Source organism: Longimicrobiaceae bacterium, from assembly GCA_036375715.1.
Lineage (GTDB): Bacteria > Gemmatimonadota > Gemmatimonadetes > Longimicrobiales > Longimicrobiaceae > DASVBS01.
Genome location: DASVBS010000084.1, coordinates 1 through 22,333, shown reverse-complemented (window position 1 = coordinate 22,333; position 22,333 = coordinate 1). Strand labels below are relative to the sequence as shown.

17 protein-coding genes are annotated in these 22,333 nt (G+C 67.7%); 3 read left to right on the top strand and 14 right to left on the bottom strand.

Annotated elements, in window-relative coordinates; all coding sequences use genetic code 11:
* The 7 genes from VF167_18780 to alr all read right to left on the bottom strand — a co-directional run bounded on the left by VF167_18780 (position 1) and on the right by alr (position 8,451).
* Positions 1 to 954, bottom strand: coding sequence for a DMT family transporter (locus VF167_18780; protein ID HEX6927476.1), 954 nt, complete (start codon positions 952 to 954; stop codon positions 1 to 3).
* A 144-nt stretch (positions 955 to 1,098) separates the two neighbouring features.
* On the bottom strand, positions 1,099 to 2,742 hold the full coding sequence (locus tag VF167_18775) for a S41 family peptidase (protein HEX6927475.1): 1,644 nt from the start codon (positions 2,740 to 2,742) through the stop codon (positions 1,099 to 1,101).
* 68 nt (positions 2,743 to 2,810) lie between these two features.
* Positions 2,811 to 3,485 carry a dTMP kinase gene (gene tmk, locus VF167_18770; protein HEX6927474.1) on the bottom strand — a complete coding sequence of 225 codons (675 nt, stop codon included), beginning with the start codon at positions 3,483 to 3,485 and terminating at the stop codon, positions 2,811 to 2,813.
* Entirely contained in the window at positions 3,482 to 4,669 is a 1,188-nt protein-coding gene (locus VF167_18765) for a response regulator (GenBank protein HEX6927473.1), read from the bottom strand. The genes tmk and VF167_18765 overlap by 4 nt, the downstream gene beginning before the upstream one ends.
* Positions 4,666 to 5,850 (bottom strand): hypothetical protein, encoded by a 1,185-nt coding sequence (locus tag VF167_18760; GenBank protein ID HEX6927472.1) that lies wholly within the window; start codon positions 5,848 to 5,850, stop codon positions 4,666 to 4,668. Before VF167_18760 ends, VF167_18765 begins: the two co-directional genes overlap by 4 nt.
* 5 nt (positions 5,851 to 5,855) lie before the next feature.
* The gene (locus tag VF167_18755; GenBank protein HEX6927471.1) at positions 5,856 to 7,166 is read right to left on the bottom strand and encodes a hypothetical protein; all 1,311 of its coding nucleotides are present in this window, start codon (positions 7,164 to 7,166) and stop codon (positions 5,856 to 5,858) included.
* A 124-nt stretch (positions 7,167 to 7,290) separates the two neighbouring features.
* Entirely contained in the window at positions 7,291 to 8,451 is a 1,161-nt protein-coding gene (gene alr, locus VF167_18750; protein HEX6927470.1) for an alanine racemase, read from the bottom strand.
* A gap of 23 nt (positions 8,452 to 8,474) precedes the next feature.
* On the opposite strand from alr, the gene mazG reads away from it, so the two are divergent.
* From mazG to VF167_18735, 3 genes are read left to right on the top strand one after another with little or no spacing between them, the layout of a single operon-like run.
* Positions 8,475 to 9,281 carry a nucleoside triphosphate pyrophosphohydrolase gene (gene mazG / locus VF167_18745; GenBank protein ID HEX6927469.1) on the top strand — a complete coding sequence of 269 codons (807 nt, stop codon included), beginning with the start codon at positions 8,475 to 8,477 and terminating at the stop codon, positions 9,279 to 9,281.
* Positions 9,278 to 10,768, top strand: coding sequence for an ATP-binding protein (locus VF167_18740; GenBank protein HEX6927468.1), 1,491 nt, complete (start codon positions 9,278 to 9,280; stop codon positions 10,766 to 10,768). Before mazG ends, VF167_18740 begins: the two co-directional genes overlap by 4 nt.
* A 13-nt stretch (positions 10,769 to 10,781) precedes the next feature.
* A complete protein-coding gene (locus VF167_18735) occupies positions 10,782 to 11,345 on the top strand; it encodes a hypothetical protein (protein HEX6927467.1) in 564 nt (187 codons plus the stop codon).
* Between the two features lie 142 nt (positions 11,346 to 11,487).
* On the opposite strand, the gene uvrB is transcribed toward VF167_18735, so the two are convergent.
* From uvrB to VF167_18700, 7 genes are all read right to left on the bottom strand, one after another.
* Positions 11,488 to 13,512 (bottom strand): excinuclease ABC subunit UvrB, encoded by a 2,025-nt coding sequence (gene uvrB, locus VF167_18730; protein HEX6927466.1) that lies wholly within the window; start codon positions 13,510 to 13,512, stop codon positions 11,488 to 11,490.
* A 191-nt stretch (positions 13,513 to 13,703) separates the two neighbouring features.
* Positions 13,704 to 15,911, bottom strand: coding sequence for a bifunctional (p)ppGpp synthetase/guanosine-3',5'-bis(diphosphate) 3'-pyrophosphohydrolase (locus tag VF167_18725; protein HEX6927465.1), 2,208 nt, complete (start codon positions 15,909 to 15,911; stop codon positions 13,704 to 13,706).
* A 58-nt stretch (positions 15,912 to 15,969) separates the two neighbouring features.
* Positions 15,970 to 16,692 (bottom strand): DNA repair protein RadC, encoded by a 723-nt coding sequence (radC, locus tag VF167_18720; protein HEX6927464.1) that lies wholly within the window; start codon positions 16,690 to 16,692, stop codon positions 15,970 to 15,972.
* Between the two features lie 172 nt (positions 16,693 to 16,864).
* Positions 16,865 to 20,191, bottom strand: coding sequence for a preprotein translocase subunit SecA (gene secA, locus VF167_18715; protein ID HEX6927463.1), 3,327 nt, complete (start codon positions 20,189 to 20,191; stop codon positions 16,865 to 16,867).
* Positions 20,192 to 20,339: 148 nt separating this feature from the next.
* Positions 20,340 to 20,912 carry a nicotinate-nucleotide adenylyltransferase gene (gene nadD / locus VF167_18710; protein ID HEX6927462.1) on the bottom strand — a complete coding sequence of 191 codons (573 nt, stop codon included), beginning with the start codon at positions 20,910 to 20,912 and terminating at the stop codon, positions 20,340 to 20,342.
* A gap of 6 nt (positions 20,913 to 20,918) precedes the next feature.
* A complete protein-coding gene (bamD, locus tag VF167_18705) occupies positions 20,919 to 21,662 on the bottom strand; it encodes an outer membrane protein assembly factor BamD (protein ID HEX6927461.1) in 744 nt (247 codons plus the stop codon).
* Positions 21,663 to 21,964: 302 nt separating this feature from the next.
* A partial coding sequence (locus VF167_18700) for a cupin domain-containing protein (GenBank protein HEX6927460.1) occupies positions 21,965 to 22,333 on the bottom strand: 369 nt, incomplete at its 5' end.

Below are 22,333 nucleotides of genomic sequence, written 5' to 3'. Positions count from 1 at the left end.
TCAGCGTCTCCGCATTCCCAGGATGATGCCGAGCAGGATCAGCCCGCCCCCGGCGAGCACCGACGGCGGGGGGACTTCGCGGATCCCCGGCAGCACCCAGGCGATCAGCGTGGCCCCGACGGGTTCGCCCAGCAGGGACAGGTTGACGACGTACGCTGGCAGGTAGCGCAGGGCCCAGTTCTGGCCGGTGTGGCCGATCATCATCGGCCCGGCCGCAAGCGCCAGGAAGACCAGCCAGTCGGTTCCCGGATATCCGACGAAGGGGGTGCCGACCGCCAGTATCGCCAGCAGCAGCACCAGCGTGGCGGCCCCGTACACGACGCCCACGTAGGGCCAGATCGTCATGCGCCGGCGCAGGCCACGGCCGAGAACGTAATAGAACGCCGCCAGAATCGCACCCGAGAGGGCCAGCAGATCCCCGCGGATGCTGCCGATTCCCTGCCCCAGGTCCCCCCAGCCCACCCATCCAGCGCCCAGCACCGCCACGGCGATCCCTAGCCACTGCACCGGCCGCGGACGCTCGCCCAGCAGCGGAATGGAGAGGAGCGCTACCCACAACGGCTGCGTGGAGACGAGCAGCACCGACGCCGCCACCGTGGTCAGCTCCAACGAGGCGATCCAGGTAACGAAGTGTGCCGCCAGGAAGGCTCCCGCCAGCACGGAGAGCAGCCAGTTCCGCCGTCCCAGCCCCCTCAGCTCCCGCCACTCGCCGCGCGCCAGCAGAAGCCCGCCGATCAGCCCGCAGGAGAAGGCGAGCCTCCAGAAGGAGATCGCCAGCGCGGGCGCCGTCGCGAAGCGCACCAGAGGCCCCGCCCAGCTCACCGCAAACACCGAGGCGAGCAGAACGAGCGCCGGAGCGACCGGCGGCCGCTCATCGTGCCCTGCCGCACCCCCCGGCAGCCTTCCTCCGCTGGATTGCACTTCGAGCCCCGCGCCCGTCGCCGCTTCGCTCACCTCCCTCTCCTTCGCTGGAGCCGTGCACCCGAGCCCGCAACGCGAGGCCGGCGGAGAAAGGGGACCCCTCCCCTTCCCCCGCCGGCCTTTCCCGCCGTTGCTACGGCCGCTACCCGGTCGACACCCGCGCCGGGCCCAGTCCGATCACCGCGCTGCCTGCTGCTGGCGCTGCTCCACCAACTCGAAGAGCGCCTGCTGGCTGTTCGCCTGCCGCAGCAGGTCTACCGCCGTGCGCACGACCCGGTCGTCGGCGTTGCTGCGCTGCGAGGCGACCGCGGACCCCCACTTGGCGAGCGCGATCTCGTAGCCGAGGCGCTGGCGCACCCAGCGATCGGCGTCCACGTACTGCTCGTGCGGCACCTCGAGGCCGGACTCGGTCAGGCGCTGGTAGAATTCCTCGAACATCGCGTCGGTAACGTCGAAACCGCGCTGGAGCTCGGGGTGTTCGCGCACGTAATCCACCGCGTAGCGGAAGATCGCGTCGTTGAACTTGCTGCCACCCTTGGCAATGGTGGAGAAGAACTCGCGCTCCCGCTCGGTCAGCGTGTCCGGCTTGACGAGCAGGTCGGGGACGATGCCGCCGCCACCGTACACGATGCGGCCGCTGTCGGTCCGATACGGCCGGCGCATGGCGGTGTCGACGGCCTCACCAGCGGGAACTGGATGCCCCTCCTCGGAGATCGCCTCCTCTTCCAGGAGCGCCGTCAGCTCTTCCTGCTCCCGGCTGCGGCGCTCCTTCTGGATGGAGCGCCCGACCGGCGTATACCAGCGCCCGGTGGTCATCTTCAGGAAGTTTCCGCCGGACAGCGGGAAGAGCGTCTGCACCGAGCCCTTACCAAAGGTCGGCGAGCCGATCACCAGCGCCCGGTCGTGGTCCTGCAGCGCCCCGGCCACGATCTCCGCCGCGCTCGCCGAGTATTCGTCCACCAGCACGACCATCGGGATACCCGGCAGCAGGTCCGGCTTCGCCGCGGTGAAGGTCTCGTTGTCGCGCGGATCCCGGCCGCGAGTCTCCACGATCGTCTGGCCCGGCTCGAGGAAGAGATCCGCCACCTGCACCCCCTGGTCGAGTAGCCCGCCCGGGTTCGTCCGGAGGTCGAGGATCAGGCCCTTCATGCCCTGGGAGCGCAGATCTTCGATCGCGCGCTGCAACTCCGAGGTCGAGGTCTCCGCGAACACGTTCAGCCGCGCGATGCCGATTCCTGGCTGGAGCATGTACGCGTACTGCACCGACTTCACTCGGATCTCGTCGCGTACGATGGTGAAGGGGATCGGCTCGTCCACCCCCGGCCGCGCGATGCGGATGCTCACCGGCGAACCCTTGGGGCCGCGCAGCACCTTCACCGCGTCCTCGTCGCTCCACCCCTCCGTCGACTTGCCCTCGACCTCGATGATGCGATCGCCCGCACGCAACCCGGCGCGCTCGGCGGGAGTGCCCGGCAACGGGGCGATCACCGTGATCCAGCCTCCGCGCTCCGCGATCTGGATGCCCAGGCCGCCGTACTCGCCGGTGGTCTGCACCCGCAGGTCCTCGTACGCCTCGCGAGACATGAAGCTGGTATGCGGGTCGCCGAGCTCATAGAGGAGGCCATCCACCGCCATCTGGTAGAGCTCCTCCTGCGAATGCTCGTCCACGTAGTCGCGCGCAACGCGCGAGAGGATTTCGTTGAAGATCCTCTCATCCACGCCGTTCGCCACCGCCACCTGGTGTTGCAGCAGCCACCCCCCGGAGATGAAGGCGACCAGGGCGACGAGGACCGGACCAAGGAATGTCCGCTTCAGCTTCATGCATCCTCCGACGGCTAGTGATCAGCGACGCCCGGTCAGGCCGGATCCGGACTGTGTTTGGTAAACCCTCACAAGGGGAATGTTTCTGGGAAGCGAGAGCTGAGCGCCCGCCGCACACCCATCCTGACTTCCTCGATCGAGCCGGCCGCATCGACGCGCACCACGCCCGCTACCCGCTCGGCCAGCTCTTCGTATCCACGGGCGACCCGACGGTGGAACTCGATCCCTTCGCGCTCCAGCCGGTCGCGCCGCTTGGACACGGCATCCTGCCTTCGCACCCCCTCCTCGGGGTCCAGGCTCAGCAGGATCGTGGCATCGGGAGAGAGACCGCCCGTGGCCAGGCGGTTCGCCCGCTGAATCTCCTCCACCGGTACGCCGCGCCCCGCCCCCTGATAGGCCAGGGTCGAGAGCTCGAACCGGTCGGAGATGACGATCCGTCCCGCCTCCAGGGCGGGCCGCACCACCTGGTCCACGAAGGCCGCCCGCGCCGCCAGCATGAGGAACAGCTCGCTCCGGCCGGGGATCTCCAGGTCCGCCCCCTCCAGCACGATCGACCGGATCCTTTCCCCCAGCGGAGTGGTCCCCGGCTCGCGCGCGACGGTGACCTCGTAGCCGGCCCGGGTGAGGTCCTCCGCGAGAAGGCGCGTCTGGGTGCTCTTCCCGGATCCTTCGACCCCCTCAAATGCAAGGAAAAGGCCAGGATATGGCCGCTTTACCTGCATTCCCGCCGCGCCCTCGCTCACGGCTGCGGACCCTCCGGAGCGGCGAGATCCGCCGCCGGGCGCTCGGCGGCGGCGAGCTCCGGCGGCAGACAGGGGGGAAGCAGAAAGTGAAAGGCGCTCCCCTTGCCGACCTGGCTCTCCAACCAGATCTGTCCCCCGTGCGCCTCCACCGCAAGCTTGCAGAAAGTCAGCCCCAGACCCGACGTGGGCTTCCGTCCCGATTTCGGTATCGCGCTGAACTTGCGGAAGACGGCCTCGTGGTAGGCGGGGGAGATGCCGACCCCGTTGTCGGCAACGGTGAAGACCACCCCGGGCGGATCGTTCGACGGCCGGACACGCAGCTCGATCGTGATCCCGCTGCCGGCGTGCCGCAGGGCGTTCCCGATCAGGTTCGAGAAGACGCGCTGCAGCAGGTGAACGTCCGCCTCGAAGCCGAGGCCGTCGACCGGGTGGACCTCCAGCCGCGCCCCCTGCTGCTCCACCCGCACCCGCCACGCCTCGGCGACCTCGCGCAGCAGCTCGCCCGCGTCCAACCGTTGCGGGTTGAGCAGCAGGTGCGATTCCTCCAGGCGGGTCAGCTCGAGCAGGTCGTCGATCAGCGCGAGCGCGTCGCCGCCGCGCTCGTGCGCGTCGGCCAGCACTCGACTCTGCTCCTCGGTGAGCTGCCCGAAGTCCCCATCCACGGCCATCTCCAGGGTGGCCAGGATGGCGGTCAGCGGCGACTTCAGGTCGTGGACGATCATCTTCATCAGATCGTCCTTCAGCCGCTCCATTGCCTGCAGCTTACGATAAGAATTCTCGAGCTCATCGCGCGCCGCCTTGAGGCGCAGCAGCGAGCGAACTCGCGCCAGCAGGATCGTGCGATTGAAGGGCTTGGTGAGGAAGTCATCGCCGCCGGCCTCGATGGCCCGGAGCTTGTCCTCGGTCTCGGAGAGGGCGGTGACGAAAACGACGGGGATGCGCGCGGTCGCCGGATCTTCGCGCAGGCGCGTACAGACCTCGAGACCGTTCATCCCCGGCATCATGATGTCCAGGAGAACGAGGTCCGGCTGGCGCTCATGGGCGAGGCGGAGAGCGGTGGCCCCGTCCAGCGCGCGGTCGACGCGGTAGCCCATCGCCTCCAGCAGATCGCACAGAGGCTCCACGTTGAGCGGATTGTCATCCACCACCAGGATCAGCGGCGCGACGACAGGTTCCGCGTTCACCGGCCCAACACGGTCGCAGAAAAGAGGAATCGCCAGTAGGACTCCTCCAGGCCCGCGGCGTCACTGCCGCGGCGCCCGCGCTCCACGGAAAAGTCCAACCGCGCGGCGCCACCACCCAGCACGAGCCCCGTACCGGCGGTGGCGGCGGTTTCACTTGCCCAATCGTTCTCCGACCCCGTGAAGCGGAACGGGAGCCGCTCGGTCCGTCCCCCGACGCGGAGAGGGATGGTCTGACCGAAAAGCTGAAGCGCCTCCAGCTCGACCCCGCCCTGTAGCGACCAGCTATCGCGCGCCCCTCCCTCTTCCGCGAGCGCTTCGTCGAGCGACGACCACCCGGCCCACTGCCCCCCCAGGGTCACCAGCACGCTGGGCGCCACCCGACCACTGGTGCCGACGCTGAACATCGTTGGCAGATCGTACTTGCGATCCGTCGCCCCGGGTCCCGAGCTCACCTCCGCCTCCAGCGAGCCCCCCATGGAGCCGGACACCGCGACCGTCAGCGCCTCCGAGGGCGTGTAGTCGATGCTCGCCACCATCCCGGTTCCCGAGTAGGTCCAGGATGCCGCGCAGCAGGCGGGGGAGCTCTGGCCGGGGAAGATCCGCCCCGAGACCCGCTCGAGCCCGCCCGTGAACAGCTCCCCACCCACCCCGATGGTGAGCGAGGGGGTAAGCCGGTACCCCGCTCCCAAGCGCAGGCGGGAGGCGCCACCGTCCGAGGTGATCCGGTCGAGCACCGGTACCGAGTCGCCGGCGATGATCAGCGTGTCCTGCTCCTCGAAGGCCCAGTTCTGATCCAGGAAGCCTGCGAACCCGGCGGTCACCACCCACCGGTCCCCGAAGGGGAAGGCCCCTATGATCAGCGGGAAGCGAGCGGTGGAGGCGCTGCTGTTGCGACCCGAGAAATCGGCCTCGAAGCCATCGAGTTGAAAGGAGACGCGGAGACCCGCCGCTGGCAGTCCCACCGCGCCCGCGGGGTTGTCCCACGACAGCTCCGGTCCGGGAAGTCCGAGAGACGTGCCGCCCAGGGCCGCGCCGCGCGCGTCCTGGGGATCGGTGACCAGACCGAGGCCGCCGGTCGAGAAGAGCGACTGGGCGGCAGCCACCCCGGCTCCCAGCGGCCCGAACAGGGCGCCGCTCAGGGCGACGACGAGGCCGGCGCGACGAAGACGGGAAAGACTCACGCACATCATGGCAGCGCCGGGTTCAGGGGCAGCGTGTAGATCACCCGGAGCCGTGGCGAGCGTTCGAACCAGAGAAGGCCCAGGTCGGGAACCTGGAAGCTCGTCAGCAGGGCCAGGCTCATCTGCGTCTCCGGCTCCTCACCGTTCGCGATGGCGCTGCGCTGCAGGGCAAGGAACTGCAGGAGCGCGGTAGTCAGATCGAGGGTGAACTCCTCCCCGCCCTCCTCCAGAGCGGCCGGAGAGATTGTATCGCTTGCGACCAGTGGGCCCAGCGGGGCCAGGCGCCCGAGGTGCGGCTCGGCCACCCGGCGAAGCTGAACGGTAGGGGTCGCCACCGGTCGGTGTCCTCCCGGCACCGGCACCGGTTGCAGCACGAGTTGCGCCCGGTTGAGGGTGATGTCGCGCAGCGGCATCACCGTGCACTCGCCGCCATCCTCCGGACACGCTTCCACCTCCTGGTCCAGACGGATGGTCACCAGCGACCGGTCGCCGCGCAGCCCCCCGCTCGCCAGGACGTCGGGGTTTTCCGGCGTCTCCGGAGTGAAGATGAAGGCGTCGACCCGCTCCTCTGATCTGACCTCGACGAGGGTGTCGGGGTTGCCCGCGGGGCGGGCATCCCCGGCGAAGACCAGCCCTGTCACCTTCACTCGCACCCCGGGCTGGTCGCTGGTGATCATGAGTCCCGGGTGGCCCTCCGTGCGCATCCGCGCCACGGCCAGCGAGTCGAGGGGCAAGGCGACGGTGTCGGCCTGCGCGGTGTCGCCGGGAATCCAGAACTCCGAGCCGATCAAGCGCGCGGTGGTCCCGCCTGGAGTCGTCCAGGGGACCTGCTGCTCCTCGTTGTCGACGGCGCGCTCCCAACTCACGCTGGAGCTATCCCACGCCTGGTCCAGCTCCCAGAGCAGCAGCCGGATGGTGCCCCGAGGGGTGGTGGCCAGGCTGTCGACGTGCACGAGCACCCGTCCGCCCGCGTAGTTCTCGATCTCCGCGCGCTGCGGCGCCCCGTCGTCTGTGTACGAGACGGTATCGGGAATTGCGGTGAAGCGGACGAGGGTGTGGGCGTCGAACTCCCCGTCGAAATCGTTGCCGACCAGCAAGAAAGGACTGAGGCGCGGGTCGCCGAAGCCGCGGAAGACCTCCTCGCTCAGCAGAAAGTCGCTGCCACCGAACTCGGCGAGCAGCGTGGTCGGGGTGAGGCCTCCGGGGAAGAGATCGGAGCCCGTCGCGGTCGGGATCTCGTTGTCACAGGCCATCAACGCGCCGGTCACCGCCAGTGCGGAGGCGCCGCGGAGGGTCCTGCGGATCAGGTCTCGCATTACGGCTTTGAGGATGTGAACGCCCCCGGGAGCGATGCTCCCGCGGGCGATGATCGCGTCTTCCGGCCCCTTGATCCGGCCCCGGATCGATCCGGCGGCTTGAACCTCCCGCCTCGGCTCACGGTCAGCTCGCGGGAGGAGAATCCAGGTACTCGCGCGGCAGCCGCCGCGTCAACCCGGTGAGAATCTCGTAAGAGATCGTGCCTACCCGGTGCGCCACCTCGTCGACGGTGATCTCCTCCTCCCCGTCCTGGCCGAGAAGGGTAGCGATGTCGCCGACTCTCGCCTCCGGCACGTCGGTGAGGTCCACGGTCGTCAGGTCCATCGAGATGCGGCCGATGATCGGCACCCGTCGACCCCGCACCAGGGCAGCGCCACCGCCCGGGGAGAGGGCGCGCGGCAGGCCGTCACCGTATCCGATGCTGAGCGTGCCCCACCGCTCCGGCCGCCGCGCCGTGTACGTGGCGCCATAGCCGACGGTGGCGCCCTCGGGCACCTCCCGCACCAGGACCAGGCGAGCCCGCACCGACGCCACCGGCTGCGGGCTCACCGCCGCCCCTACCCCTCCGCCGTAAAGGAAGATCCCCGGGCGCACGAGGTCGTCTCCGAATCCCCCGCGGCGCAGGGCGGCCGCGCTGTTCGCCGAGTGCACCCTCAGCTCACGCCGGATCGCGGGCGGCAGCGCCTCCAACGCGCGCTCGAAGCGGGCGCGCTGCAGGTCGGTCGGGGCCAGGTCCGGCTCGTCCGCCGAGTGGAAGTGGGTGTAGCACCCCTCCCAGCGAAGCGCACCGTCCGCGACGGCTGCCACCGCTTTTCCCCACTCCGCGGCACGGTCGGCGGGGAGGCCCGCACGCCCCATGCCCGTGTCGACCTCCACGTGGAAAGGGAGCGTCTCCGCGCGCCGACGCGCGATCGCCGCCCAGTGCTCCACCGCATCCACGCTGGACAGGCAGGGCGTCAGCCCCGCCTCCGCGGCCCCCGCGAGCTCCTCCGGCCACAGCGGAGAGAAGACCAGCACGCGGCCTCGCCATCCATGAACGCGCAGCGCCTCCCCTTCCTGCACAGCCGCGACCCCGAACGCCCAGGGCCCGCGCAGATCGGGAAGGGCCTGCAGCGCGTCGACGACGGCACCCATGCCGAGCCCGTAGGCGTCGGCTTTGACCATGGGAACGAGCGCCGTCCGGCTACCGACGGCGCGCTGGACGGCGAGGGCGTTCGCGCGGAGGCGATCGAGGCGAACCTCGACCCAAGCGCGTGACCGGGAAGCAGTTGACGGGTCGGACACAAGCGATGTAGTATAGGCCGACAGTGAGCGACTCGCAAGCAGACTTTCCGCCCATTCCTCACCCCGAGGGAGCGCTCGACCGTGCCCTGGCGCTGGTCGAGTTTCTGCGTGAACGATGCCCGTGGGACGCCGCGCAGACCCCGCACTCTCTGCGCCGTTTCCTCCTGGAGGAGGCCCACGAGGTGGTCGACGCCATCGAGCGCAACGATCCGCGGGGTCTGCGCGATGAGCTGGGCGACCTCCTGCTCAACCTTGCCTTCCAGGTGGTGATCGCCGAGGAGAAGGGCGATTTCACCCGCCAGCAGGTCGTCGCCTCGCTCGAGGAGAAGATGCGCCGACGTCACCCGCACCTCTACGGGGACGGGGCGGCGCGTTCCTGGGAAGAGATCAAGGCGGAGGAGCGGGCCGCGCGTCAGCCGGCCGAGGCCTCCGAGAAGGGCTTGCTGGAGGACATCGCCCCCGGACCCGATCCTTTGCGACAGGCGGAGCGACTGCAGGCACAGGTGGCTCGAGTAGGATTCGATTGGCCAGAGCCGAGAGGAGCATGGAAGAAAGTGCGGGAGGAGATCGATGAGGTCGGCGCGGAGCTGGACACGGCCAACGCCGCCGCGTTGGAGGACGAGATCGGAGATCTGCTCTTCTCGGTGGTGAACCTCGCCCGTCTCGCGCAGGTGGATGCGCCTACCGCGCTCGCCCGCGCCAACCGCAAATTTCGTCGACGTTTCGCAGCGCTCGAGCGCCTTGCGCGCGAGCGGGGGGTGGTGGTCGGCCAGGCAGGTCTGCAGGAGCTGGACACCCTGTGGGACGACGCGAAGCGGGAAGAGCAATGAGGCTTCGCGAAAGGTTCGTCATCACGCTGGTCGTCATCGCGGTCATCCTGGCGGCCCCCGCCACGGTGGCGGTGAACTCCCTCTACGAGCTCCGCGACGACATCTCCGACATCAGCCTGCGCAACGCCGAGCGAGCACTGAAGCTCGGCGAGCTGCAGTCGGCCTTCCGCGACATGAGCAACAGCGCCCGGATCCACCTGGCGCTGGCGCGCTCCGCGGATTCTCCGGAGTTCGCCGAGGCGGCCCGAATGGAGACGCAGCACGCGCGGCGCATCGAGCGACAGCTCGATAGCCTGGCCGTCGGCCCCTACGCCGATGTGACCGAAGCCGCGCGGGCGAAGTGGGACTCGCTGCGTGCTGCCTTCGCCCACGAGCACCTGCTCATGGGTGCGGGTCAGGTGGAGGCGGCCGACACCTTCCGGACCCAGTACACCGATTCGCTGGCGGCGCGCACCCAGCAGGCGATCAACGCCATCGCCAACCAGATCGATGCGGTGGGGCAGCGGCAGGTGGACGAGGCGAGCGACGCCGCGTCGCAGGCCGCGCAGATCACCATGCTCGCCCTGGGCATCGCGCTCACCGCCGCCCTGGTCCTTGGCGGGTGGCTGACGCGTAGCCTGCTGGTCCCCATCCAGCGACTGCGGCGGGGAATGGCGGTCGTGGCGGCGGGAGACTTCACCCCGCAGCTCGAGGATATCCCGGAGCGCTCGGACGAGCTCGGCGATCTGTCGCACTCCTTCCACCGGATGACGGAGCAGCTTGCCGAGCTGGACCGGCTGAAGGCGGAGTTCGTCTCGGTCGCCTCGCACGAGCTGAAGACACCGCTCTCGGTGATCAAGGGCTATCTCTCCCTGCTGCTCGACGGCATCTACGGCGAGCTGTCCGAGGAGCAGCGGAAGACCCTAATCTCGGTGGGCGATCAGACGGATCGATTGGCAAGGCTGATCCAGCAGCTCCTGGACGTGAGCCGCTTCGAGGCGGGCGGTGGGCGGCTGGAGATCAAGGAGATCGAGCTACGGCCGTTTCTGGAGGAGCTGGCGACCAGCTTCGAGGCGCTGGCGGTGCAGAACGAGATCGACTTCGGCGTGCACCTGGCGCCCGACCTGCCGAAGACGATCCAGGGCGACGCCGATCGGCTGAACGAGGTGATCGGCAACCTGCTCTCCAACGCCTTCAAGTTCACCCCGCGCCACGGTCGGATCCGCATGATGGCGGGGTCGGCCGATGGGGGGATCGGGATCGCAATCAGCGATACCGGTGTAGGTGTGCCCGCGGACAAGCTGCCGCGTATCTTTGAGAAGTTCTTCCAGGTTGACAACGAGGCGCAGCCCCGCTCGGTGGGATCGGGACTGGGGCTGGCCATCTCGCGAGAAATCGTCGACGCTCATGGGGGCACGATCAGTGCAGAAAGTCGCGTCGGCAAAGGAACCACGATCCGAGTCTTCTTACCTCTTCAGCCGCCCGTCCAGGAGCCGGCCGAAACTTAGTTCATACCCGCGAATGACGCTCAAACGCCTGTTGCCGATCCTCCTTCTGTTCACTGCCTGCGCCCCTCTGGGATCGGTTCCGAGCGACTCGTGGGAACGGCGCGAGCTGTGGGATGAGGCGCACGGCTATTTCGCCACGCGCGACTACGAGCGGGCCGACTCCGTTTTCCAGCTCCTGGCCCGCGAATACCCGCACACCAACGAGGGGCGGGAGAGCCTGTTCTACCTGGGCGCCATCCACCTCGACGCGCGGAACCCCGGCTTCGACCCCAAGCCGGCGGAGGAGTGGCTGGAGCGCTACCTGGCCGCCGATTCCGAGCACGGCCGCGTTGCCCGACGCCCCGAAGGGGAGACGCTGCACCAGCTGGCGCACCAGCTGAACCTCCCCATGGAGGAGCGCATCCCCGCCCTGCAGGACAAACCCCAGACGCGCATCGTGATCCGCGCCGAGCCGGTGCAAAGCAGCACCAGCGAAGTCGAGCGCCTTCGTCGCGAGCTGAACGCACGCGAAACGGAGGTAAAACAGCTCAAAGAAGAGCTGGACCGGATCCGCAGGACGCTGACGGGAGGGCAGTAGGGCAGGAATTGCGAATTACCTGACGGCAATTTTGAATTTTGGATTTTGAATTTTGAATTGGGGGTCGCGCCCAAAACTGACACTTGGGCGCGACCCCCAACTCGTAATTCGTAATTCGCAATTCGTAATTCGTAATTCGGCCTTACCGCCTCGTCGCCTTCTTCCCCTCGAGCTCCGACCGCAGCTCCAGTAGCTGGTCACGGAGGATGGCGGCGCGCTCGAAGTCGAGCTGCGCGGCGGCTTCGCGCATTTCGGCCTCGATCTCGGCCATGAGCTCCTCGGGGGAGCGGCCGTCGCCGCTGGGGGCGCCGTAGGTGCGGCGCTTCTCGGCCACCCGGGCGGCTGGCTCGCGCGGCGTCCTGGCGTCGGCTACGCGGGTGGCCAGCTCGATCTCCGAGATCGACTTGATGATGGTCTGCGGGATGATGCCGTGCTTCCGATTGTAGGCGAGCTGGATCTCCCGGCGGCGGTTGGTCTCGTCCATCATCCGCTGCATCGATCCGGTGATCCGGTCGGCGTAGAGGATCGCCTTCCCCGAGGCGTTGCGCGCCGCCCGCCCGATGGTCTGGATGAGTGAGCGGTCGGAGCGCAGGAACCCCTCCTTGTCCGCGTCCAGTACGGCCACCAGCGATACTTCCGGCAGGTCCAGCCCCTCGCGCAGCAGGTTGATCCCCACCAGCACGTCGAACTTCCCGGTGCGCAGGTCGCGCAGGATCTCCACCCGCTCCAGCGCACCGATGTCCGAGTGCAGGTAGCGCACACGCACGCCCACGCCCTGCAGATAATCGGTCAGGTCCTCCGCCATCCGTTTGGTGAGCGTGGTCACCAGCACCCGCTCGTTGCGCGCCGCGCGCTCCCGGATCTCGGCCAGCAGATCGTCCACCTGACCGCGTACCGGGCGGACCTCGACCTCCGGGTCCACCAGCCCCGTCGGGCGGATGATCTGCTCCACCACCACTCCACCGCTCCGCTCCAGCTCGTAGTCACCTGGCGTGGCGGAGACGAAGATCACCTGCGGGACCAGTTCCTCCCACTCCTCGAAGGTCAGCGGCCGGTTGTCCAGCGCCGACGGCAGGCGGAAGCCATGCTCGACCAGGGTCAGCTTGCGCGCCCGGTCGCCGTTGTACATCGCGCCGATCTGGGGGATGGTGACGTGGCTCTCGTCCACGATCACCAGGAAATCGGCGGGGAAGTAGTCGAGGAGGCAGGCGGGGCGCTCCCCTTCCCGACGACCGCTGAGGTGCCGCGAGTAGTTCTCGATCCCGGCGCAGGTGCCGATCTCGAGCATCATCTCGATGTCGAAGTTGGTGCGCGACTCGAGCCGCTGCGCCTCCAGCAGCTTATTCTCGGCCTGCAGGACCTTCAGCCGTTCCTGCAGCTCCTCGCGGATGCGCGCGACCGCGCGCTCGATCGTCGCCCGCTGGGTGACGAAGTGCGTGGCAGGATAGATCGCGGTGCGCTGCAGCGTCACGATCGTCTCGCCGGTGAGCGGATCGAAGCGCGAGATCCGCTCGATCTCGTCTCCCCAGAGCTCGACGCGGATCCCCTGCTCGTCGTAAGCGGGGAAGACCTCCACCGTGTCGCCCCGCACGCGGAAGCTGCCGCGCTCGAAGGCGATGTCGTTGCGCGAGTACTGGACGTTGACCAGCGACTCCAGGATCTCTTTGCGGCGGATCTGCTGGCCGACGGCCAGCGTCACCATCTGCTCACGGTACTCCTGCGGGTCGCCGAGGCCGTAGATCGAGGAGACGGACGCGACGATGATCACGTCGTCGCGCTCCATCAGCGACGAGGTCGCCCGCAGGCGCAGCCGCTCGATGTCCTCGTTGATGGAGGAGTCCTTCTCGATGTACGTGTCCGTCGCCGGGACGTACGCCTCCGGCTGGTAGTAGTCGTAGTAGGAGATGAAGTACTCGACCGCGTTGCGGGGAAAGAACTGCTTCAGCTCGCCGTACAGCTGCGCCGCCAGCGTCTTGTTGTGGCTCATCACCAGCGCCGGCTTGCCGTACCGCGCAATGACGTGCGCCATGGTGAGCGTCTTCCCCGTGCCCGTGGCGCCCAGCAGCGTCTGGAACTTCTGCCCCCGCTCGAGCCCCTCGACCAGCTGGTCGATCGCTTCCGGCTGATCGCCGCGGGGTTCGAAGGGGGAGGCCAGATCGAATGGCATGGGTCGAAGCAAGCGAGTAGTGGATTACGAATTACGAATTACGAATTACGAAGTAAGCGACCTTGCGCAAAAAGCTGTCATCCAATCGTGCATCTCAGTATCCACCGCGGTGCTATGCTCCACTCGAGAAGAAGGGGCGCACGTAATTCGTAATTCGTAATTCGTAATTCGTAATTCCTGCCACCGCGCGCTCACCCCTCCCCAAAGTGCTCCCGCCGCTCCACCGAGATCACCCCTTTCACCCGCTTCACGGCATTCACCACGCGCTTCAGGTGATCCAGGTTCTCCACCTCCACCACGAACTCGCCGCGCATGCCCATCTCCTCGGCGTGGATGTTCACGCTCTTGATGTTGGTGTTGGTCTGGGTGATGGTGCTGGCGATGTCGGCGACCAGGCCACGGCGGTCGCTGCCCTCCATCTCCAGACGCACGAAGAAGCGCTCGCCGGCCTCGGCCTCCCACTCGATCTCCACCCGCCGCTCGGGGTGGTCGGCCAGGTTCAGCACGTTGGGACAGTCGACCCGGTGGATCGACACGCCCCGTCCGCGGGTGATGTAGCCGATCACCTCGTCGCCCGGGACGGGCTGGCAGCACTGGGAGTAGCGGACCATCAGGTTCTCCATCCCCTGGATCCGCACCCCCGCGGACTTGCCACGTACGCGTGAGACCAGCCGCTCGAAGGCCGAGGGCGGCTTCGAGGGCTCCGGCTCCGGCGCGTCCGGCCACAGCTCCTTGAAGACGGCGGACGGCCCGAGATCCCCGCGACCGAGGGCGGCGAAGAGGTACGAGGCGTCGATGAAATCCAGCTTGCGCGCCACCTCCTCGAAGCGCTCGTCGGAGATGCGCCCGCGACGCGCTTTCTTCACCTCCCGCTCGATGAACTCCCGCCCCAGCCGCACCGAGCTGTCGAACTCCTCCTGCTTGATCCACTGACGGATCTTGTTGCGCGCCCGGGCGGTCTTCACGAAGCCCAGCCAGTCGCGCGACGGCCGCTGCTTCGAGTCGGTCAGGATCTCCACCGTGTCGCCGTTGCGCAGCTCCCGCGAGAGCGGGGTGATGCGCCCGTTGACGCGCGCGCCCGAGCAGTGCAGCCCCACCTCGGTGTGCACCGCGAAAGCGAAGTCGATCGCCGTCGCCCCCTTGGGGAGCTGTTTGACGTCGCCCTGCGGGGTGAAGACGAAGATCTCGTCCTGGAACAGGTCGATCCGGAGGAACTCCATGAATTCCTCCGGCTCGCGCGTCTCCTGCTGCCACTCCAGCACCTGGCGAAACCAGGTCAGCGTCTCGTCGACCTCGCTGCCGCCCTTCCCTCCTTCCTTGTAGCGCCAGTGCGCGGCGATACCGTACTCCGCCGTGCGGTGCATCTCCCGCGTGCGGATCTGGATCTCGTACAGCCGCCCACCGGGCCCGAAGATGGTCGTGTGCAGCGACCGGTAGAGGTTCGACTTGGGCGTGGCGATGTAGTCGTGGAAGCGCTCCTGCAGCGGCGTCCACTTGTTGTGGATGATGCCCAGCGCGTGATAGCAGTCGGTGACCGTGTCCACGATCACCCGCACCGCCATCAGATCGTAGATCTCATCGTACGGGCGCTGGCGCTTCTCCATCTTGCGATGGATCGACCAGAGGTGCTTCGGGCGACCAGTCACCTCGCAGTTGATCCCCGCCGCACGCAGGTCGCGCTCCAGCGGCGCCCGCATCCGCTCAATCAGCTCCTCCCGCTCCGTGCGCTTCTCGGCGATCTTGCGCGCCAGCTCCTTGTATGCTTCCGGCTCCAGGAACTTGAAGCAGAGGTCCTCGAGCTCCCACTTGATCGTCGCCACTCCCAGCCGGTGCGCCAGGGGGGCGTAGATCTCACGGGTCTCCAGGGCGATGCGCCGCCGCTTCTCCTCACGGAGGTGTTCCAGCGTGCGCATGTTGTGGAGGCGGTCGGCGAGCTTGATGATGATGACGCGCGCGTCCGACGCCATCGAGAGCAGCAGCTTGCGGAAGTTCTCCACCTGCTGCTCGGTGTTGGTGCGGAACTGGACCTTGGCGATCTTGGTCAGCCCGTCGACGATGCGCGCCGGTTCCTCGCCGAAGGCATCGCGCACGTCCTCGAGCGTGGCGGAGGTGTCCTCCACCACGTCGTGGATCAGCCCGGCGGCGATGGTGACGGAGTCGAGATGGAGGTCGGCCAGGATCCCGGCGACCTGCTCGCAGTGGACGACGTAGTCCTCGCCCGAGTGGCGCTTCTGACCGGCGTGCGCGAGCTTGCTGAACTCGTAAGCACGGGTGATCAGCTCCAAGTCCAGCCGCTCGGCGTAAGGCTCGAGCTTCGCGAAGAGGCTCGGCGGCAGGATCTCCCGAGCGTGCTCGAGAGTGTCCTCGCGCGCTGCAGAAGGTGCTGCGATCGGTAGCAAGTTCGCTCCTGGCTTCGTGCGACCCGGTGCTGGCGGTCACGGCAGCCAGGGCTGGTCGCTAGCCGCTGTGCTGCATCAATCCTGCCTCGACGAAGGAAACATAACGTCCCTCGCCTACCACGACGTGGTCCAGCACCTCGATGCCGACCAGCCGGCCCGCCTCGACGAGCTGGCGCGTGACCACCCGATCCTCCGCGGAGGGAGTGGGGTCGCCACTCGGATGATTGTGGATGACAATCACGCTCGCGGCCGCCTCCGCGATCGCTGCACGGAAGACCTCCCGCGGGTGCACCAGCGAGGCGTCCAGCGTTCCCCGGGTGATGGGAAGGTGCCGGAGCACCATGTTCTGCGTGTTCAGCAGCAGGACGTGGAACTCCTCGTGCCGCAGGTCGCGCATCCGCAGCCGCACCTGTTCATACACATCGGCGGCGTTCCGGATTCGCTCCCGCTCCGGCCGGATCTCGCGCGCCGCGCGCCGACCCAGCTCGAAGGCGGCCGCGATCCGTGCCGCCTTGGCCACGCCGATCCCGGGAATGCGGCAGATCTCACTCGGCGAGGCCGCTCCCAGGCGCCGCAGCGCTCCCCCACCCTCCTCCTCGAATTCGCGCAGCATCTCAGCCGCCAGATCGATCGCCGACCGCGCCGGCCGCCCGTTCCCTCCCGCCGTTCCCGTGTCAACCAGGATCGCCAGCAGTTCGCGGCTCGCCAGCGCCGCCGCGCCCAGCTCCATCAGGCGCTCGCGCGGGCGGTCGGCGGCGGGGGATTCTTTCAGGGTGGCCACGGTCGGACGCGGGGATGGGATGACAAGGTGACAAGGTGAACGGCCCAGGATACCTGGCCTCCAGTGTGGCTGCCTTCAGCCTCGATCGCGAGAGCTTGTTACCTCACCGGCAAAGCACACCCCACCGGGCACGTCCGCCCCTCACCTTGTCACCTTGTCTCCCCTCACCCGCTCACCTCCCCGCCCCGTGGCACTTCTTGTACTTCTTCCCGCTCCCGCACGGGCACGGGTCATTCCGCCCGACTTCCTCGGCGACGGCGACGGGCTGGGGGCGCTGCGCCTCGCCGCGGTTGGTGATCAGCTCGCTGGGGCGCGGGCCCGGGCGCGGCGTGACCGCGGCGTTGGGGTTCACCCCCAGGCCCACCACCGGGGCTTCGCGCGGCGGACGCTGCGCAGGGCCGGTGGCGCGATCGACCCCCGGCCGCTGTGGACCCACCCCGGCGGCGCCTACCGGTCCGGCCGCGGTGCCCAGCCCCGGGCCGCGCAGGATGGTCGGCTGCGGCGGAGGCGGGGGCGGCGGTCCGACCTCGATGCGGGCGCGGAACAGGAGCCGCGCGATCGACGACTGGATGTCCGTCATCAGGTCGACGAACATGTCGAAGGACTCCTTCTTGTACTCGATCAGCGGATCCTTCTGCCCCCACCCACGGAAGCCGATCGAGGCCTTCAGGTGGTCGAGGTCGTACAGGTGGTCCTTCCACCGCTCGTCGATGGTGCTGAGCACGATGTAGCGCAGCAGCGACTCCGCGTGCGGCCCGAACTGCTGGAGCTGCGCGTTGAACTTCTCCCGCGCCTTCTCCACCAGGTACTCCTCCAACTCCTGGCGAGAGTCGAACGGCGAGGGCTGGTCGTCCTGCTCCGGCAGCCGATCGGCGTTGAGGAAGAAGTCCATCAACAGTCGGCGGCGCAGCTCGGCCAGTGACCACTCGTCCGGGTGACTTCCTTCCGGGGCCTGCTCGTCGATCAGACGACCGATCGTCTTCTCGACCATGTCCCAGGCCTCGGCCCGCAGGTCCTCGCCCCCTTCCAGCGCAAACGTGCGCAGGTCGTAGACGACCTCGCGCTGCTGGTTCATCACGTCGTCGTAGTCCAGCAGCCGCTTGCGCGCCTCGAAGTTCTGCATCTCCACGCGCTTCTGCGCGCTGCTGATCGACCGGGTGATGAGCGGGTGGGTGATCACCTCGCCCTCCTCCGCACCCAGCCTGTCCATCACGTTGGCGATGCGGTCCACGCCCCCGAAGAGGCGCATCAGGTCGTCCTCGAGGGAGAGGAAGAACTGCGAGGCACCCGGGTCCCCCTGCCGGCCCGCGCGGCCGCGCAGCTGCCGGTCGATGCGCCGCGACTCGTGCCGTTCCGAGCCGATGATGTGCAGGCCGCCGACCTCGACCACGTAGTCGTCCGGCTGCGCGTTCAGGTCCACCGCCAGTGCCGGGTCGCGCGGAGTCAGCTTCGAGAAGTCCACCCCGTGCTCCTTCAGCCAGGCGATGGTGCGCGGCTCCTTCACCCCCGGCCCGAGTTTGATGTCGGTACCGCGGCCCGCCATGTTCGTGGCGATCGTCACCGCCCCGGGCTGACCCGCCTGCGCCACGATCTGCGCCTCCCGCCCGTGGTACTTCGCGTTGAGCACCTCGTGCGGAATGCCGCGGCGCTTCAACATGCGCGAGAGCGTCTCGGACACGTCCACGCTCACCGTGCCGACCAGCACGGGCAGCTCCATGGCGTGCAGCCGCTCGATCTCGGCGATGATCGCGTTGTACTTCTCGCGCTTGGTCCTGTAGACGAGGTCGTGGCGGTCCTCCCGGATCACCGGCTTGTTGGTCGGGACGACCATGACGTCGAGATGGTAGATCTGGTGGAACTCGTTCTCTTCCGTCTCCGCCGTCCCGGTCATGCCGGCGATCTTGTCGTACATCCGGAAGTAATTCTGGATGGTGATGGTAGCGAGGGTCTGCGTCTCCCCCTTCACCGTCACCCCTTCCTTCGCCTCCACCGCCTGGTGCAGGCCGTCCGACCAGCGCCGACCCGGCATCATCCGGCCGGTGAACTCGTCGACGATGATGATCTGCCCGTCCTGCACCACGTACTGCTCGTCCTTGTTGAAGAGGACGTACGCCTTCAGGAGCTGGTGGATGACGTGGATCTTCTCGCTCTTCTCGGCGTACTCGCGCTCCAGCGCTTCGCGTGCCTCGCGCTTCTGGTCCACCGTCAGATCGGGATCGAGGTCGATCTGGTGGATCGCCTCGGAGAGGTCGGGCACCACGAAGGCCGAGTGGTCGTCGGGGGCGAGCACGTCCAGCCCCTGGTCGGTCAGGTGGACGTTGTGCCCCTTCTCGTCCATGGCGAAGAGCAGCTCCTCCTCCAGCTCGTGGAGGCGCTTCTCGCGCATGTAGTTGCTCTCGACCTTCTGCACCAGCTTCTGCAGCGACGGGTCGTCGGCGAACATCTTCAGGAGCCGCTTGTTCTTCGGCATCCCGCGCCGCGCCAGCAGGAGCTTCTCGCCGGCGGTGAGGGTGTCCCCCGCCTCCAGCAGGCGCTCCGCCTCCGCGATCATCTCACCGACGATGCGGCTCTGCCGGCGCACCAGGTCCGCCACCGCGCCGTTGTAGCGACCGTAGGCCAGGTTCGTCTCCGTCCCCACGGGGCCGGAGATGATCAGCGGCGTACGCGCCTCGTCGATGAGGACCGAGTCGACCTCGTCGATGATGGCGTAGTAGTGCCCGCGCTGCACCCGCTGATCGAGCGAGTGCACCATGTTGTCGCGCAGGTAGTCGAAGCCGAACTCGTTGTTCGTGCCGTAGGTGATGTCCGCCAGGTACGCCGCGCGGCGCTCCGGCGTGCCGGGCTGGTGCAGGTCGATGCAGCCGACGGTGAGGCCCAGGTACTTGAAGAGGTGCCCCATCCACTCGGAGTCTCGCTGCGCCAGGTACGAGTTCACCGTCACCAAGTGCACGCCCTTGCCCGCGAGGGCGTTGAGATAGAGCGGAAGCGTCGCCACCAGCGTCTTACCTTCACCGGTCGCCATCTCCGCCACCTTACCCTGGTGGAGCGCGATGCCGCCGATGAGCTGGACGTCGTAGGGGACCATGTCCCAGACCAGCTTCTGCCCGGTGACCTCCACTTCGGTACCCACGAGGCGCCGCGCCGCCTCCTTCACCGTGGCGAAGGCCTCGGGCAGGATCTCGTCCAGCACCCGCTGCGTCTCGTCGTAGAGTCGCTTCTCCAGCTCGCCGATACGAATGGAGAAGGCCTCCCGTTCGCTCGCGCTCTCCGACTCACGGCGGGAGGCCTTCAGCTCCTCGAGCTCGGCTTCGATCGGCTCGGTTCGCTCGCGGATCATGGCGCGGAATTTCAGCGTCTGTCCGCGGAGCTCCTCCTCCGATACGTTCGCCAGCCGCTCGCTCTCCGCCGCGATCTGCTGCTCCACGATGGGCATCAGTCGCTTGACCTCCCGGTCGTGCCGGGTGCCGAAGATGCTGCGGACGAGATCCTTGAGTTCCATGATAGCCCTGACAGAAAAATTCGAATTACGAACTACGAATTACGAATTACGAGCTACGAACGATCGGCGACGCACCGCCGGGTGGGCGGAATTCTGCCGGCCAATTCGTAATTCTGAATTCGTCATTCGTAATTCGTCATAACACACCCTACTGAGCGTATAACCCCCAGCCCTCGATCCTCCGCCGAACCGCTTCCGGCACCAGGTAGCGCACCGACCGTCCTTCGCGCACCCGGGTGCGGATGTCGGTAGCGGAGACGTCGATGCGCGTCACCGGCACGAGGCGGTGGGGGAACGGCGTGTCGGGGGCGGGGCTCTCCCCGTCTCTCGTCATGACGGACAGGCAGGCGAGGCGCGCCACCTCCTCGGGCTCGCGCCAACTCCCGAACTCCCGCATCTGGTCCACCCCGATCAGAAAGAAAAGCTCGGCGTCCGGGTACCGCTCGCGGTAGACACGCAGGGTGTCCACCGAATACGAGGGACCCTCGCGCCGCAGCTCCAGGTCGTCCACCTCCAGGCGCGGATCCCCACGGATCGCCGCGCGGACCATCTCCAGCCGCTGCTCTGCGGGCGTGATCACCTGCCCGCGCTTGTGCGGCGGCTCCGCCGCCGGCACGAAGATCAACCGGTCCAGGGCCAGCGCTTCGCAGGCGTCGGAGGCGACGATCAGGTGCCCCAGGTGGGGCGGATCGAAGGTTCCTCCGAAGATCCCTAAGCGCATGTCCCCTCAGGAGTTACTCGCGCTCAGCTCCTGTGCCTCCGGACTCTCCGGATACTCGCTCAACAGCTTCTCCCGCTGCTCCTCCGCGGCTTCGACGTACCCCATCCGCTCGTAGGTCTCGATCAGCGAGGCGATGGCCTTCGGGGCGAAGGGCGTTTGCGGGAAGTTCTCGACGACCCTCTGAAGATACACCTCTGCGGCGTCGTAGGCTCGCCGGCGCATGTAGAATGTCCCATTGTCGTACAGCTTCTGCGCCAGCTTGTTGCGCATCTCCTCGAGATATTCGGCCGCCTTCTGCGCTTCTTCCGTGTTGGGGTAGTTGGTGGCGACCGACTCGCAGTGCGCGATGCCGCTGTAGGTGTAGTTCTGGTCGAGCTGCGGCGGGGGGGAGAGCCGGTAATACGCGTGGCAGATGCCGAAACGGGCGGTCAGCGCATGCGGGCTCGTCGGATAGTCCTCCACCAGCCGTTGATAATGCGACGCGGCGGTGATGTACTGCCGCCGCCGCTCGTACGCCTTCCCCAGCTCGAGGCGGACGTCCGGAGCGCGAGGATCGCCGAAGTGGAGCTGCACGAACGACTCCATCAGCGGCAGCGCGCGCCCCAGGTTGCCCGCCTCGTAGAAGCCCATCGCCTGCGTGTACAGCTCGTCGGCGGTCAGCTGAGCAGGATTGATTTGGTTTCCGGCACAGCCCGCGAGCAGAAAAGCCAGAAGGACGCCGCGAATCCAGAACAGGCGAGTTCGAATCATCTAGTGTCCTACCCCGGCGCGACGGGGCGAGTTTCGTGGTCGATGCCGGCGTGGCGGAATTCCGCCGGGGCGGGGAAGATAGGAGGGAGAAGGCGGGGAGTCTAGCGGAGGCAGGGTGTCAGAAGGTTGAAGGAGCTGGGAAGCCAGGAGTCAGGAGCCAGAAGGAGAAGCTAGGAGCTAGGAGCTAGAAGCTAGAAGGCGCGTTCGTCATGCCGGAGCAGAAAGGGGGCCCACGACGCATCCGCAATCCCCCCTTCTGGCTCCTGGCTTCTGGCTCCCGAAAACCTTCTAGCTTCTAGCTCCTAGCTTCTCGCGTCTTCCACCCTGCCATACCGGTCTTCCAGCCGGATCACGTCGTCCAGGTGGGGGGTGCTCACCTCGAGGATCACACTATCCTCGAGCGCGGTGACCCGGTGCACGTCGCCGGGGGCGATGGAGAGGCACTCGCCGGGGACCATCTCGAACTCCTCCCCGTTGAGGTGGTAGAGGAGCCGCCCCGACTGCAGGTACATGGTCTCGTGCTTCTTCTCGTGCTTCTGCAGCGAGAGCGAGTGCCCCTTGTTCACCTCCAGCACCTTCCCCGCATAGCTCTCCTGGTGGGCATACCAGATCTCCCGGCCCCAGGGCTTGTCGACGATCTTCGGTTGCACCACCGACGCTGGCTTGGACAT

Coding starts and splice junctions, on each gene's coding strand:
- secA (HEX6927463.1), bottom strand. CDS start 20,191: ATGGAACTCAAGGATCTCGTCCGCAGCATCTTCGGCACCCGGCACGAC.
- nadD (HEX6927462.1), bottom strand. CDS start 20,912: ATGCGCTTAGGGATCTTCGGAGGAACCTTCGATCCGCCCCACCTGGGG.
- VF167_18755 (HEX6927471.1), bottom strand. CDS start 7,166: ATGCGAGACCTGATCCGCAGGACCCTCCGCGGCGCCTCCGCACTGGCG.
- uvrB (HEX6927466.1), bottom strand. CDS start 13,512: ATGCCATTCGATCTGGCCTCCCCCTTCGAACCCCGCGGCGATCAGCCG.
- VF167_18735 (HEX6927467.1), top strand. CDS start 10,782: ATGACGCTCAAACGCCTGTTGCCGATCCTCCTTCTGTTCACTGCCTGC.
- VF167_18740 (HEX6927468.1), top strand. CDS start 9,278: ATGAGGCTTCGCGAAAGGTTCGTCATCACGCTGGTCGTCATCGCGGTC.
- VF167_18775 (HEX6927475.1), bottom strand. CDS start 2,742: ATGAAGCTGAAGCGGACATTCCTTGGTCCGGTCCTCGTCGCCCTGGTC.
- bamD (HEX6927461.1), bottom strand. CDS start 21,662: ATGATTCGAACTCGCCTGTTCTGGATTCGCGGCGTCCTTCTGGCTTTT.